Origin of the sequence: Enterococcus sp. AZ088, from assembly GCF_051714845.1 — a bacterium.
GTDB classification, from domain to species: Bacteria; Bacillota; Bacilli; order Lactobacillales; family Enterococcaceae; genus Enterococcus; species Enterococcus faecalis.
This window is the reverse complement of sequence record NZ_JBIOSQ010000001.1, coordinates 1812751-1827624: the sequence shown is the minus strand read 5'-3', so window position 1 is coordinate 1827624 and position 14874 is coordinate 1812751. Positions and strand designations below refer to the sequence as shown.

The following is a 14874-nucleotide window of genomic DNA, read 5'->3' as shown; positions in this document are numbered from 1 at the left end:
AAAAAGTGGAAAGGTGTTTCTCTTTATGAAGGTACTTTTAATCATTCCTGCTTACAATGAGGAAGAAAACATTTTGCGGACGATTGCTTCCATTGAAACATTTAAACAGGAAGTTACGCATTTTCAACATGAATTGGATTATGTGGTAATTAATGATGGCTCGACAGATGGAACCAAACAAATTTTAGAAGCCAACCAAATTAATGCCATTCATTTAGTATTGAATTTAGGGATTGGCGGGGCGGTACAGACCGGCTATAAATATGCGTTAGAAAATGAGTATGATGTGGCGGTTCAGTTTGATGGCGATGGTCAGCATGATATCAATAGTTTACCTGTTTTACTGGAACCATTAGCAGAGGATAAGTGTGATTTTTCGATTGGCTCTCGTTTCCTTCCTGGAAACGAAGCGGCTTTTCAAAGTACGAAAATGCGCCGTTTTGGTATTCGTTTGTTATCCTTTTGTATTCGAATGGCTTCTGGTAAAACAATTTATGATGTGACTTCTGGTTATCGAGCGGGAAATCGGAAAGTGATTGCTTTTTTTGCAAAGCGTTATCCGACAAATTATCCTGAGCCAGAATCGATTGTTCACTTAATTAAAAAACGTTTTGTGATTGCTGAAAGACCTGTCAATATGATGGAACGGCTTGGTGGTGTTTCTTCGATTCGTGCCTTGGCTTCTGTGAAGTATATGCTGGAAGTCGGCTCAGCAATTCTGATTGCTGCCTTTATGAAGGAGGGAGATTAATGCTACCAACCGTGTTATGGCTAGCTTTATTTTTATTTGCAATTGGCTTTTTCTTATACATTATTCGAGGAATTAATAAAAATATTTTTCTCCTAAAAAATGCTTTGATTTGGTTATTAATCTCAATTGTCTTAATTATTTTTGCTATTTTCCCGCATGTGGCAGAATGGTTAGCAATGGCCTTTGGGTTTGAAACAACATCAAACTTTTTATTATCAGCTGCGGTGATTGTCCTTTTAATCATGGAAATTAAAAATTCTGTGTTGATTTCAAAACACGAAAATCGCATTAAAACATTATTGCAGGAATTATCTATCATGAAATCTGAAGAAAATAAAAAAGATCGCTAATGTGTAGTGACCCTTAAAAGTTGGACCTGAAAGTCTAATTTTTAAGGGTCAGCTCAATGAATAGCGATCTTTTTTATTTAAGATTCATAATCACAATGCCGACAATAATAACCACAGCACCAATAAGGGCATTCGTTGTGATTGTCTCTTTTAGAATAAGATTTGAAGCAATTAAAATAGCGATGTTTGTACAGGCAACGCCTAAAGGAACAATGTAAGAAACATCGGAACGACTAATAATTAACATCCATAAAATAAAACTAATTAAATAACAAAATAAACCTAATAAAGATATAAGTGAGATATTCATTGAAAAGATTGTTTGTTGGAGTTGGATGTTCAAACTGCTAGAACCTAGTTTAAATAAGACCAGACCAGCAGAAGATAGAAATACGTAAATAATAAAAAGAACCATAATTTCCCTTCTCTCAAAAATAATTTCCGTGCAAAAAAATGCAAGACCTCCATTATTGTAGCATAATCTCCTAAAAATTGGACAAGATTTTTTAATATAGCGAAATCAGTTAAATTTTTCTTTATAAAAAGGGGTCTACTATTGAAAAGCTAGGCGTTTATCGATAAAATAGAAATGTTGTTTAAAATGGCATTTTTGTATCCAAAAATTTTAGATAAAAATAGTTTATTACGGAAGGAATAAGTATATGTTTAAAGAAACATTTTCAATTTTCAAGAATATTTTTCAGAACAAAAAATTGTTACTACAATTTTCATTTAATGATTTTAAGGCCAAGTATGCTGGTTCAGCACTAGGAATTGTCTGGGCGTTTTTAACGCCATTAGTAACTGTTTTGACGTATTGGTTTGTCTTTTCTGTAGGCCTTCGTTCTAGAGCTGGCGACAATATGCCATTCATTGTCTATTTAGTAACAGGGATGGTACCTTGGTTCTTCTTTTCAGATTCGTTATTATCAGCCACGAATGTGTTTCGTGAATATAGTTATTTAGTTAAAAAAGTCGTGTTTAATGTACAAATTTTACCAACATCTAAAATTTTATCGAACTTGTACACCCACTTGTTTTTCATTCTAATTGGTTTTGTAATTACTACAGCTAACGGTTATTACCCAAGTCTGTACAGTTTGCAATTAATTTACTACTTAGCTTGTTTATTAGTCTTTTTAACAGCAATTACGTGGATTACTGCTTCAACACAACCATTTTTACCTGATATTATGCAATTTATCAATATCATTATGCAAACAGTTATGTGGACATTGCCAATTTTATGGCAACCAACTGGAATGATTGCGACAATCTTAAAAATCAATCCATTATATTATATTGTTCAAGGATACCGCGAATCTTATTTAGGCGGTGCATGGTTCTGGGAACATTGGCAATATAGCTTATATTTCTGGGGAGTTACTATTGTTTTACTATTAATTGGCTCAACCGTGTTTAGACGCTTAAAACCACATTTTTCAGATGTACTATAAGGAGAGAACGACATGTCAGAATATGCAATCGATATCCAACATATTACCAAAACATACAACATGTATAAAAAGCCGTCCGATCGGTTTAAAGAAGCGCTTAGTCCAACCAAAAAATCCTACCACGATTTGTTTTATGCGTTAGACGATGTCACGATGCAAATTAAAAAAGGCGAGATGATTGGTTTTGTCGGCGAAAATGGCTCTGGGAAATCAACCATGTTAAAAATTATTACAGGAGTACTAACACCAACCTCCGGGTCCATGGTGATTAATGGGAAAATTTCAGCGTTGCTTGAATTAGGTTCAGGTTTCAACCCTGAATATTCAGGATATGAAAATATTTTCTTAAATGGAATGGTCTTGGGTTTTTCCCGAGAAGAGATGGAAGAGCGTGTCCAAGATGTCATTGATTTTGCTGACATCGGCGATCATTTGTATCAACCAGTTAAAACGTACTCTAGTGGTATGTTTGTCCGCTTGGCTTTTGCGGTAGCCATTAACGTGGATCCCGATATTTTAATTGTCGATGAAGCGTTGGCTGTCGGGGATTTAGAGTTTCAATTAAAATGTATGGAAAAATTTACGGAAATTAAAAATTCTGGTAAAACAATTTTATTTGTTTCTCACGATGTAAACTCCATTCGTCGTTTTTGTGACAGAACTTTTTGGTTGCAACACGGGAAAGTCGTTGAATATGGAGATACGATGGACGTGACGACCAACTACGAAAACTTTTTGAAAAAGAAATCAATTAAAACGGTTGACCGCGAAGCGACCATGAAAGATGAAACCCCAACACCAGATATTATTGAAGTGGATCATGCGGAACTTTTAAATGCGGATTATGAACCATTAGAAATGGTAACGCAAGATGAAAAAGTGATTGTAAAAATTGAATATACTGTCAAAAATGACCAAATTAAGAAGCCTGTTTGTGGGGTCGCTATTCGAACAGTGGACAATCATTATGTCTGTGGCTTAAATACGTTGTTAGATGGCGTGCAAATTCCTTGGAAAAAAGGACGGAATGTTTTTTATTTAGAATATGAAAAAATGTCATTATTAACAGGTGAATATTATTTTGATATTGCTTTCTTTGAGGAACATGCAACAGTCCCATTAGTCTACAAAACAAAATACGTGACGATGTTTATTACCGGTCGTTATGCCGGAGAAGGAATTGTCATCTTAGATCATAAATGGAAGGATACGACAAAAGATGAAGTATGATTTTGAAATGGAAACAGACGAGAGTACCAGTGTTGGGAAAATCGTAGCACAAATCAAAGAAAATAGTGATGTCTTGGAATTTGGTCCAGGTAATGGGCGAATGACTAGCTATTTGATGGAAGAAAAAAAGTGCCAGGTCTCAATTGTTGAATTAGACAAAGAACTTTATGATCATGTCAGTCAATTTTCAACAGATGCCTTTTATGGCAATATTGATGAAAATGATTGGGTCGAATACTTTGCTGGTAAGACGTTTGATTATATCGTTTTTGCAGATGTGTTGGAACATTTAATGAATCCTCAAAGCGCCTTAGCAAAAGTCAAACCGTTTTTAAAACCAGGCGGTCAAATCTTAATCACTTTCCCTAATTTGGCGCATAATTCGGTCTTAATTGATTTATTTAATAATCGTTTAACGTGGAATGAAACTGGGCTGTTGGATGCTACGCATAAATCATTCTATTTACAAGAAGGATTTGAAAAAGTTTTTGCAGAAGTTGGTTTATACATTGCCAAAGAAGATTTTACATTTAATCAAGTTGGCTACAACGAAATTCCTACGACGTATGAAGCGTTACCTGTAGAAGTGCAAGCAGCTTTTAAAGCGCGTCCCTTTGGCGAAGTGTATCAGTACTTTTTTGCCTTGACTGCTGAACCAGTAGAACAGCCAGAGCGAGTGACACCAGTAAATTCATACAATGAAAAAAACGTTCATATTTTAATTAATTGCGGCGAAGAAAAAGAGACTGAGTTGGATCAACCAGTTGATTTACAAAAACCTGAAACAAAACAGTTCCAACTGAAGATACCAGAAGACGTCCAACTGATAAAATTATTCCCAAGTTTAACGGGGGCAATTGTTAAATTATCCATGACGATAGACGGCGAGACAGTCCCAGTCGCAGCCACGAATGCTTTTCTGGTACAAGAGAATATCTATTATTTCTTAGATACGCAAGTACCTGTAATCGAAGTAACCGATGCACAAATGGCAGGCAAAGACCTGACAGTAGACATTGATTATTTCTTTGAAGGCAACTATTCAGAACGTGAAAATACCTTTATTCATGCACTGTTAGATGAAAGAAATCAATTTTTAGAAGAAATGAATAAACAGACGGAGACTGCCCCTATGCCTACTGGAAAATATAAACGAATCACGTTAACTAAATTTGATAAAATGATTAATTTAACCATCGATGATATTGCTCGCGATGTAGAAAATAACGTTTCTGTTATCAGAGGGTGGGCGTATGACAAACAAACAAATTATCCGCTAAGATTCAGCATTGCAGAAGCTAGTGAATCAGTCACTTATACGGTGGAAACAGAATACCGTCGTGATGTTATTGATATGTTTGAATTAGAAGGCGATCAAGATTATGGTTTTGTAATTACGATTAAAGATCCAGAAGATTTACCAGCCTACACGTTAAACATTGACACCAAATCAGGCCAGAAGGTTCAATACGTGGTGGAGCGTCCAAACATGGTTCAACCAGGCACGAAATTTGATCGAGCATGGCGTTCGATTCAGACACGTGGTTTGATGGGCTCAGTGAAGTGGTACTTTAAACGACAAGAAAAAGCAGAAGCCCCTGTTGACGTGGAGGCAGTTTTAGCGGAAATTAAAACGTTCCAATTTCAGCCTAAAATTTCTGTCGCTGTGCCTGTTTATAATGTCGAAGAAAAATGGCTTGCAGCGTGCGTCTCTTCTTTACAAAATCAGTACTATGAAAATTGGGAGTTATGTTTAGCAGATGATGCATCGCCAAGCGAACATATTAAGCCAATGCTAGAAAAATATAAAGAACTAGATCAACGAATCAAAGTTATTTATCGCGAAGAAAACGGACATATTTCAGAAGCAACTAACTCAGCTTTGTCGATTGCTACTGGCGATTTTATTGGTTTCATGGATAACGATGATGAATTAGCGCCACAAGCATTATATGAAGTGGTCAAAGCTTTAAATACAGACCCAACGATTGATTTTCTTTATACTGATGAAGATAAAATTACAGAAAATGGTCGTCGCTTCAACGCGTTTTACAAATCGGACTGGAATCCAGAACTGATTTTAAACCATAATTACATTACACACTTTGTTGTTGTGAAACGTGATTTATTAGAAAAAGTAGACGGATTGAACTCAGCATATAACGGCGCTCAAGACTATGATTTCGTATTGCGAGCAACGGAACAAGCAACGAAAATCAAGCACATTCCTGGTATGATGTATCATTGGCGTGCCATTGAATCATCGACTGCTCTAAACCCTGAAAGCAAAGGTTACGCCTATGTGGCTGGTCAAAAAGCGGTTCAAGCGGCGACGGAACGCCGTGGCTTAAAAGCACAAGTAGAGATTGCCGAATTTTATGGTTCCTATAAAATTAACTATCTTTATGATCATGTGCCGATGGTATCATTGATTATTACGAATGATACAGAGAATATGAGTAGTTACTTACGTCAATTATTAGAAAAAACTGCCTATACAAATTATGAAATTCTATTGCCTGCACGCTTCGAGAATCAAATAAATATCCAAAATGACCGTCTTCGTTATGTTTCAACAGAAACTCGTCATGGCATGATTCAAGCTGCTAAGGGAGAATATGTGGCTTTATTAAATGCTGGATTGGTACCAACGAAAAATGATTGGTTAAAAGAGTTAATGAACATTGGTCAACAAGAGACCTCTGGTTTAGTGACTGGCCGCGTAGTTGACGCACGCTATCGCGTGGAAACAGTGGGAGTATCAGTTGATACAGACAAAGGTCGATTACTTTATCCCGAAAAAGGCACCCCTGGTAAAAGCTTAGGTTACTATTACAGAATTGCTTTACCAAGAAATATTCAAGCAGCAACTGAAGACTGCTTACTATTCAACAAACAACTTTACCTAAATTTAGAAGGAATTAACGAAAGCTTAGGAAAAGAATGGATGGGTGTCGATTTATCGTTACAATTTGCTAGCGCTGGTAAACGAAATGTATATGTGTCTTATGCAATTTTGAAAGCAGACGAAAAAATGCAAAACCATGATAAAAAAGGATCTTATAAAGAACTTGCGGAAAAATGGACCGCGGAAGCTTTAGTTGATCCCTACCGAAATCCGAAACATCTATAAGGAGAATGCACATGAATGAAGACATTAAGGTGATCTTTGATAGTATCTATCGCGACAAAACAACAAATAATTTAACCATTACAGGTTGGGCGTTGGATACAATCACTAAAGAAAGCCCAACTTTCACAATTAATAATGAAAACCAAGTGTCCGCTTATAACATTCAGCGCGTTTTACGTGAAGATGTTAATCAAATTTATCAAACAGAGCCTGCGATTGAAGCTGGCTTTGTTGTTACACTTGAAGGAATTAAACAAAAAAAAGTACTCCCTTTTCATTTTCAATCATCAGCACATGTTGTAACGGTGGATTTTCCCTTGAATAAAAAATATCCAGTGATTCCAGGGACAGAAGATAAAGTGACACGTCTCTGGATAAAAGCCAAAAAAGGATTTAAGTATATGGCTAAAAATGGTATTTCTCATACCATTCAACGAGCGAAAATTGAGAAACTGAGAAATCAAGCTTCGTATCCTAACTGGTTAGCTAGAAATGAAGTACTTGACATAGAAGCGATGACACAAGAAATCGCAACATTTCATTACCAACCTAAAATTTCCATTGCGATGCCAGTGTATAATGTTGAAGAAAAATGGCTTCGGTTGTGCATTGATTCTATTTTGAATCAAGTCTATACTAACTGGGAATTATGTATGGCCGATGACGCCTCAACAGATCCTAATGTCAAAAAGATTTTAACAGAGTACCAGCAATTGGATGAGCGAATTCGGGTCGTCTTTCGTGAACAAAATGGTCATATTTCCGAAGCAACCAACTCTGCTTTAGCGATTGCTACCGGAGAATTTGTCGCCTTACTAGACAACGATGATGAATTAGCAATCAATGCTTTTTATGAAGTGGTTAAAGTGCTGAATGAAAACCCAGAACTAGACTTAATTTATAGTGATGAAGATAAGATTGACATGGATGGAAATCGTTCTGATCCAGCCTTTAAACCAGATTGGTCACCTGATTTACTTTTAGGAACCAATTACATTTCGCATTTAGGTGTGTATCGTCGGAGTATTCTAGAAGAAATTGGCGGCTTTCGAAAAGGTTACGAAGGTTCTCAAGACTACGATTTAGTTTTAAGATTTACTGAAAAAACGACAAAAGAACGCATCACACATATTCCAAAAGTTCTTTACTATTGGCGGATGCTGCCAACCTCAACAGCAGTGGATCAGGGCTCAAAAGGTTATGCTTTTGAAGCGGGGCTAAGAGCCGTGCAAGATGCGCTCGTTCGTCGAGGTATTAATGGTCATGCAACGCATGGGGCGGCGAATGGCTTATACGATGTTTATTATGACATTGAATCTGAAAAGTTAGTCTCAATTATTATTCCAACTAAAAATGGCTATAAAGACGTACAACGTTGTGTTTCATCGATTATTGAAAAAACAACCTACCAAAATTACGAGATTATTATGGCTGACAATGGAAGTACAGATCCAAAAATGCACGAATTATATGCAGAATTTGAACAACAATTACCTGGTCGCTTTTTCGTTGAATCAATCGATATTCCATTCAATTTCTCAACTATTAACAATCGTGCAGCGAAAAAAGCGCACGGAGAGTATTTATTATTTTTAAATAATGATACCGAAGTGATTACAGAGAATTGGTTAACCTTGATGGTTTCATTTGCTCAGCAAGAACGGATTGGCTGTGTAGGTGCGAAATTATTGTATCCAAATAATACGGTCCAACACGCAGGCGTTATTTTAGGATTAGGTGGCGTCGCTGGGCATGGTCATTATGGTTATCCCCATGGTGACTTAGGCTATTTTGGTCGGTTAGCTATTAATGTTAATTATTCAGCAGTAACTGCCGCATGCTTACTTATGAAAAAAGCAGATTTTGATGCAGTTGGTGGTTTTGAAGAAGCGTTTACCGTAGCTTTCAATGATGTTGATTTATGCTTGAAAGTCCAAGCTTTAGGACGTGACAATGTCTGGCTTCATGAAGCAGAGCTTTATCATTTTGAATCTCAAACTCGTGGATATGATGATAAAGGCAAAAAGAAAAAACGTTTTGAACAAGAAAAAGTGATGATGGAAGAAAAATGGGGACCTTCAATTGAAAATGATCCATTTTATAATCCTAATCTGACAAGGGATATTCCCAACTTTTCATTACGAATTGACTAGATGCAATTGCGGATGACGAAATGGAGCGAAAAGATGGAACAACAACTAACTACAAGAAAAGAAAAACAACCATTACGCAACCAAGCTGAGCAGAGCGCTCGCTTGGTTGATCATTTGTTACGCTGGCGCTATCTGCTAGCGGCAGTCATTTTTATTTTACTGGTAGCCTTTAAAGTCCATGGTAGTTCATTAAACATGTGGGATGCGTATGTTTCTGAATATGCGGATGGTCAAAAAAGTTCATTAATTGCTGGTGAACCAAGAGGTGTTCGCTCGGATGAATGGCTCGTTCAAACCCCATTTAGCCTCTCACAAACACAAACAGGTTTGAAAACACATAATGATGTGATTACGTTAAATGGGCAAGACATGGTGGTAGGCTATAATTCACCAGCGTGGAATCTGGCCACGTTAGCGAAACCTTTTACGTGGGGCTATGTACTATTAGGCAAAGAATATGGCTTATCATGGTATTGGAATCTTAAATTAATTGGCTTAATTTTATTTTCTTTTGAAATTGGTTTGATCGTCACACGGCGGAATAAATATTTAGCTTTGTTAGCAAGTGTTTGGATTCCGTTTTCTTCGGCCCTTCAATGGTGGTTTGTCTCGCCAGTTGGAGATTTAGTATTTTTTGGCTTAGGTTTTTTAGTGGGAATTTATAATTATTTCTATTATCATAGTAGTGTTCGACGTCGTGTCATTTGTGCGATAACGGCTGTTATTATGGCCTCAGGATTTGTTTTAGTTATTTATCCTGCGTTACAAGTACCACTTGGTTATTTGATTTTATTATTTTTAATTTTATTCTTTTTAGAATTTCGTAAAAAAATTAAGTTGGATAAGTGGGATGGGGTCCTGATAGGTGGGGCACTCTTGATGACGGCGATTATTGTTGGCGGATCGCTATATGGCTCATTGGATTCCTTAAAAGCAGTAATGGATACCGCTTATCCAGGAAAACGGGTAAGTTTAGGTGGCGATATGCCTAAACGCGATATTTTGTTATTTTTAACAAATTGGAAAATGCCGTTTCAAGATGTTCCATATTCAAATAATTCGGAAATCAGTAGTTTTTATCAATTATTTTTTGTTATTTTGCCGCTCTCACCATTTATTTTTTATAAAAAAATCAAAGAAAACATTTACGGTTTTGTCTTATTCGTGTATTGTTTATTTAACTTAGTTTGGATGAGCGTTCAATTTCCAACAATTTTTGCTAAGTTGACATTGTGGTCTTATGTGCCAGAACAACGGGCGATGTTATCCTTTGGGTTTGCCGCTGTGTTATTGAGTTTATGGTTCATCGATTATTTATGGAATCGCCAAGCAAAAATTCCAATGATGGCCTGGTTAGGGGCGCTAGGATTAAATGTTGTTCTGTATTTCTTTGTTTTATATACGGGCAATTTACGGTTATACGTTACACGAATGGACATCATTGGTGTCTTAGTTGTCGCTACCGTTTTAATTGTTGCTTTATTTAAACGTTGGCGCACGTTATTTGTCCTTGTCTTATTAGGAATCATTATGGTTTCTGGTGCCTTTGTTAATCCAATTTCTCGAGGCGTTTCTGCTGTCTATGGAAAAAAATTAGCGGTAGAAGTGGAAGAAATTAACAAAAAAGACCCCAACCAATTGTGGGTGGGCGAACGCTTGATGTATGGCTATTTGCCAATGTTAGGTGTGCATACATTTAACGGTGTTGCTTTTACACCTGACTTAGAGGCTTGGAAACCATTAGATCCAAAAGGAAAAGACACATTTATTTATAATCGCTATGCGCACATCAATGTTGAAGTAGGAAATCAGACCCCTGTTTTAGAGTTGATGCAAAAAGATGCGATTATTGCTCGTTTATCTCCAGAAAAATTAAAAGAATATGGGATTAAATATGCGGTCGTTTATAAACCATTAGAACCGTTAGACACACCAACGATTCATTTTGAAAAATTATATGGACCTGATCAGAACGGGGCATATATTTATCGAATAAACGACTAGTGATTCATTCATGGAATGAGGTTTGAATATGGGAAAAGTATTGAATAGAATCGGTCGACTTATTTTATTAGTTACAATGATCGGCTCGTATACGATGTGGGTCGTAGGAATTGATGCGCCAGTCACAAAATATATGTATGCCAATAGTTCAATTTTATTATTAATAGCAGTAATACTTGTACTGCTATTAAATTGTACGAAATTAAAATTTATTGACTGGCTAACCGTTGCGTTGGCGTTAGCCACCTGGCTCTTGTTTCACTTTACGGAATCAATCCGTCATAGCACAATGCAAACAGATACAATGATTCCTTTAATTATTTTGTTGGTCCTTTGTTTTAAAGTTTGTGTCTTTGACCGTGTGGATCAAACGCTTTTATTAATTGTCTCTTTAGTTGCTTTGAGTGCGACTTTGTATCGGATGTCCGTGGAGTTGCCTCAGTTGATTCCAGCAGACGAAATTTTTAAAGAATCAAATAAACTAGAAAGTATTTGGATTAATACCAATACGATTGGTGCAACGTTGATGTTTTCAACAATGATGGCCAGTAGTTTGATCAAAGCATACAGAAACAAGGTTTTTAACCTGCTGCTTTTACCTGTATACATTGGTGGTGTTTTAGGTACATGGGTCAGTCAATCCAAAACCTCGTTTGCCATTTTAGTTGGTTTTATTCTGGTGGATAATCTTTTACCAAAACGTTTCTTGCAACGTTCGAAAGTTTGGCTGTTTGGTTTTGTCGGAGTAGTTGCATTGGGACCATTGTTGTTTTACTTATGTGCGGAATCGGATACTGTTGATTTATTTACAGGAAGAGAACGAATTTGGCATGAGTTTTTTGCTAAATGGTTATCTGATCCTCAACATATTAAAGTCGGTATGGAGCCTTTTGTGGCCTCATGGAAACCGCTGGGGACACATAATGCTTTTCTATTTACGTTAAGTAATTTTGGTGTCATTGGCTATCTGATTTTATTTGGTTTTTTAGTCAGTATGATTTTATTGATTGGTTTCCGCAAAAAAACATTGGATCGTTTGCAAGTTAGTTTACTTTTAGGCTTCCTTTTAATCTGGATTCATTCATTTATGGAAGATATTTTATTAGCGCCTCATTGGATGCCGATAGTTTATAGTTTCCTTGGGCTAGCCTTCTACTTCCGGCCAGAGAAAAAACGAGGAAGACATGAAAGACCAACGACACCTAAAAGAAGAAAACGAGTGAAACAAACAAGTCCTGTTAGCAATGAAGAGCGCCCGATAGCACCTGTTGACGAAGAGGGCTGGGACCAACCTGAAGAATTAAGTCGTGTCCAAAGACATCGCAGATAATTTTCATCCTATAGAACTTTCTTGTCCGCTGACATTATGGTAATATAGGGGTTGCATGTTATTACAAATAATGTAATTACTGGAAGTGAAGAGAGGAAGTTTTTAATGACATCAAAAAGTGAATGGAGTAATGCAAGACGAATTGTAATTATTTTAGCAGACGTTTTGCTCTATAATTTATCAATCATCTTAGGGTTTATGGTGAAATTTGGCCGAGAAATTCCTTCATTTAACTTTGTGGCTTATGAAAAATCTGCAATTTACATTTCAATCTTTTTTATCTTTTTGAATTTGTTGTTAGGTGCGTATATTTTTTATAATCGCAAAATTAGTGACATCATTTTTGTCACGGTGATTGGTCAAATTTTAATGACTTTAACGATTATGATTGTGACATTTGCCGGACGTTGGTTTACGTTCCCACGTTCTGTTTTAGGATATTCCTTTATAATCGGAATTATTGTTCTAAGTCTTTGGCGAATTCTTGTTTATTATCTTTACTTAAAGGTCAGCAATGAGCGAAAAGTTGTTTTACTAGGTAAAGAAAATCAAGTTATGCGGTCAATTCAAAACTTTATGTCTGATAAAAATAACAAGCATAAAGTAACGAGTGTTGTTGTCAGCAATTACTATGAAAACTTAAAAAAAATTATCGATGAAATCGATATTGTTTATATTTCAAGTAATGTTGATGAGAACGAAAAAGTAAAATTGTATCAATTAATTGTCAAACACAAGAAAAAAATCTTTTTAGATACAAGTTTTGAAAATCTAATTATGTTAAAACCAAACATGATGAACTTTGAAGATGAAAGTATTATCGAAGTCTCAAATTTTGAAATTCAACCAGAAGAGAATTTTATTAAACGTTTATTCGATATTTTAGTCTCTGTTTGCCTATTTGTGATTACCTCCCCCTTAATGCTTATTGCAGCAATTTTAGTCAAAGCAACCTCACCGGGACCAGTGATTTACAAACAAACTCGGATTACATTAGATCAACGTGAGTTCTCGATTTTAAAATTTAGAACGATGTCGGCAACAGCGGAAGCAAAATCAGGTCCAGTCTTATCTACAAGTAACGACAGTCGCGTCACTACAGTTGGTAAATACTTGCGTGCTTTACGTATTGATGAGTTGCCACAACTAATCAATGTTATTCGCGGGGATATGTCCATTGTCGGACCACGTCCTGAACGACCATTCTTTGTTGATCAATTTAATCAGGAAAACCCGAATTACTATTTACGTCACAATGTACGTGCGGGGATTACTGGCTATGCCCAAGTTTATGGGAAGTATGCTTCTGACTACAATAGTAAATTGAACTTTGATTTACTGTACATCAAGAATTATTCATTACTGTTGGATATGAAAATTCTGCTTCAAACCATCAAAATTCTCTTTGATAAAGTATCATCAAGAGGATTGGATGAGTCTGAAGAACGTGAAGAATTGACGATGGATTATTGTAAAGAGAATGCTATTAGAATTTACCGTTAAGAGGAGCTATGGCTTCTCTTTTTTTTGAAAAAAAGAGAGACTTCTAACAAAGCTTGAAAAATCAGGTATTCTATGTAAAAATATACAAGCGTGGATGAAAAAAGAAATAGGGGTGAAGAAATGGAAAAGGTACCAGTAAGTGTCTTACTTTCCATTTATATAAAGGAGCGTCCTGAATATGTTATTGCATGTTTAGACAGTATTTTTAATCAAACTGTAAAAGTCGATGAAATAGTATTAGTAGAAGATGGTCCTGTAACTGAAGAAATGACAGTCATTGTAGATAAATATAAAGAAACGTATCCAGAAGTGCTTCATGTTTTACCTCTAGAAAAAAATGTTGGTTTAGGTAAAGCGTTGGCAGAAGGGGTTAAAGCTTGTCGTAATGAACTGATTGCACGAATGGATGCAGATGATATTATGAAGACGGATCGGATTGAAAAGCAGTGGCAATTATTTCAAAAAAATCCTAACTTGGTCATTACCGGTTCTAACATTATCGAATTTGAAGGGAACATAGAAAATATTTTGGGGTATCGTAACCTTCCCAGTTCTAATGAGGTTATTCGTGAATTTTCCAAAAGAAGAAACCCGTTTAATCATATGACTGTCATGTATAAGAAGTCAGACATTTTAGAGGTCGGTAACTATCTGCCAATGTCAGGATTTGAAGATTATTATTTGTGGGTGCGGTTATTGAAAAAAGGAAAGGAAGCACAGAACCTTTCTGAACATTTAGTCTATGCTCGAACAGGCAGTGATATGTACGCACGGCGTGGTGGTTGGCAGTATTTTAAGTCAGGACTAAAAGGACGCAAAGCAATCTATCAAGCAGGACTTGGTAGTTTTAAAGATTTTTTTGTGAGTTCCAGTGCACATGTTGTCGTAAGTTTGATGCCGAATACTTTACGAGGTAAATTTTATGAGAAGTTTTTAAGGAAAGAAAATGATTAAGATTGAGGT

11 protein-coding genes are annotated in these 14874 nt (G+C 36.1%); 10 read left to right on the top strand and 1 reads right to left on the bottom strand.

What is annotated here, in order from left to right; translation table 11 throughout:
• The first annotated feature begins 25 nt into the window (after positions 1–25).
• Together IGL17_RS08880 and IGL17_RS08875 are read left to right on the top strand one after the other, a co-directional pair.
• Positions 26–751 (top strand): glycosyltransferase family 2 protein, encoded by a 726-nt coding sequence (locus IGL17_RS08880; RefSeq protein WP_014862219.1) that lies wholly within the window; start codon positions 26–28, stop codon positions 749–751.
• Complete coding sequence (locus tag IGL17_RS08875; protein ID WP_002356898.1) at positions 751–1101, top strand: DUF2304 domain-containing protein; 351 nt, start codon at positions 751–753, stop codon at positions 1099–1101. The genes IGL17_RS08880 and IGL17_RS08875 overlap by 1 nt, the downstream gene beginning before the upstream one ends.
• Before the next feature lie 73 nt (positions 1102–1174).
• Here the strand turns inward: IGL17_RS08875 and IGL17_RS08870 are convergent, their stop codons facing one another.
• Positions 1175–1594, bottom strand: coding sequence for an EamA family transporter (locus IGL17_RS08870; protein ID WP_434102445.1), 420 nt, complete (start codon positions 1592–1594; stop codon positions 1175–1177).
• A 169-nt stretch (positions 1595–1763) separates the two neighbouring features.
• Between IGL17_RS08870 and IGL17_RS08865 the strand changes: the two genes are divergently transcribed.
• The 8 genes from IGL17_RS08865 (at position 1764) to IGL17_RS08830 (ending at position 14865) form a co-directional block, all read left to right on the top strand.
• Complete coding sequence (locus tag IGL17_RS08865) at positions 1764–2558, top strand: ABC transporter permease (RefSeq protein WP_002356900.1); 795 nt, start codon at positions 1764–1766, stop codon at positions 2556–2558.
• A 12-nt stretch (positions 2559–2570) separates the two neighbouring features.
• Positions 2571–3788 (top strand): ABC transporter ATP-binding protein, encoded by a 1218-nt coding sequence (locus IGL17_RS08860; protein WP_002356901.1) that lies wholly within the window; start codon positions 2571–2573, stop codon positions 3786–3788.
• Positions 3778–6921 carry a glycosyltransferase gene (locus IGL17_RS08855; RefSeq protein ID WP_016618073.1) on the top strand — a complete coding sequence of 1048 codons (3144 nt, stop codon included), beginning with the start codon at positions 3778–3780 and terminating at the stop codon, positions 6919–6921. The genes IGL17_RS08860 and IGL17_RS08855 overlap by 11 nt, the downstream gene beginning before the upstream one ends.
• An 11-nt stretch (positions 6922–6932) precedes the next feature.
• On the top strand, positions 6933–9074 hold the full coding sequence (locus tag IGL17_RS08850) for a glycosyltransferase family 2 protein (RefSeq protein ID WP_014862218.1): 2142 nt from the start codon (positions 6933–6935) through the stop codon (positions 9072–9074).
• Entirely contained in the window at positions 9075–11078 is a 2004-nt protein-coding gene (locus IGL17_RS08845) for a DUF7657 domain-containing protein (protein WP_002383759.1), read from the top strand.
• A 28-nt stretch (positions 11079–11106) separates the two neighbouring features.
• Entirely contained in the window at positions 11107–12408 is a 1302-nt protein-coding gene (locus IGL17_RS08840) for an EpaQ family protein (protein ID WP_010775969.1), read from the top strand.
• Between the two features lie 105 nt (positions 12409–12513).
• The gene (locus IGL17_RS08835) at positions 12514–13911 is read left to right on the top strand and encodes a sugar transferase (RefSeq protein ID WP_002356909.1); all 1398 of its coding nucleotides are present in this window, start codon (positions 12514–12516) and stop codon (positions 13909–13911) included.
• Positions 13912–14031: 120 nt separating this feature from the next.
• Positions 14032–14865, top strand: a complete 834-nt coding sequence (locus IGL17_RS08830; protein WP_438839744.1) for a glycosyltransferase — start codon at positions 14032–14034, stop codon at positions 14863–14865.
• Positions 14866–14874 lie beyond the last annotated feature (9 nt).

What these genes read in the sequence shown, in the direction of transcription:
- IGL17_RS08880 (WP_014862219.1), top strand. Translation starts at nt 26, where the DNA reads ATGAAGGTACTTTTAATCATTCCTGCTTACAATGAGGAAGAAAACATT.
- IGL17_RS08875 (WP_002356898.1), top strand. Translation starts at nt 751, where the DNA reads ATGCTACCAACCGTGTTATGGCTAGCTTTATTTTTATTTGCAATTGGC.
- IGL17_RS08865 (WP_002356900.1), top strand. Translation starts at nt 1,764, where the DNA reads ATGTTTAAAGAAACATTTTCAATTTTCAAGAATATTTTTCAGAACAAA.
- IGL17_RS08860 (WP_002356901.1), top strand. Translation starts at nt 2,571, where the DNA reads ATGTCAGAATATGCAATCGATATCCAACATATTACCAAAACATACAAC.
- IGL17_RS08855 (WP_016618073.1), top strand. Translation starts at nt 3,778, where the DNA reads ATGAAGTATGATTTTGAAATGGAAACAGACGAGAGTACCAGTGTTGGG.
- IGL17_RS08850 (WP_014862218.1), top strand. Translation starts at nt 6,933, where the DNA reads ATGAATGAAGACATTAAGGTGATCTTTGATAGTATCTATCGCGACAAA.
- IGL17_RS08845 (WP_002383759.1), top strand. Translation starts at nt 9,075, where the DNA reads ATGCAATTGCGGATGACGAAATGGAGCGAAAAGATGGAACAACAACTA.
- IGL17_RS08840 (WP_010775969.1), top strand. Translation starts at nt 11,107, where the DNA reads ATGGGAAAAGTATTGAATAGAATCGGTCGACTTATTTTATTAGTTACA.
- IGL17_RS08835 (WP_002356909.1), top strand. Translation starts at nt 12,514, where the DNA reads ATGACATCAAAAAGTGAATGGAGTAATGCAAGACGAATTGTAATTATT.
- IGL17_RS08830 (WP_438839744.1), top strand. Translation starts at nt 14,032, where the DNA reads ATGGAAAAGGTACCAGTAAGTGTCTTACTTTCCATTTATATAAAGGAG.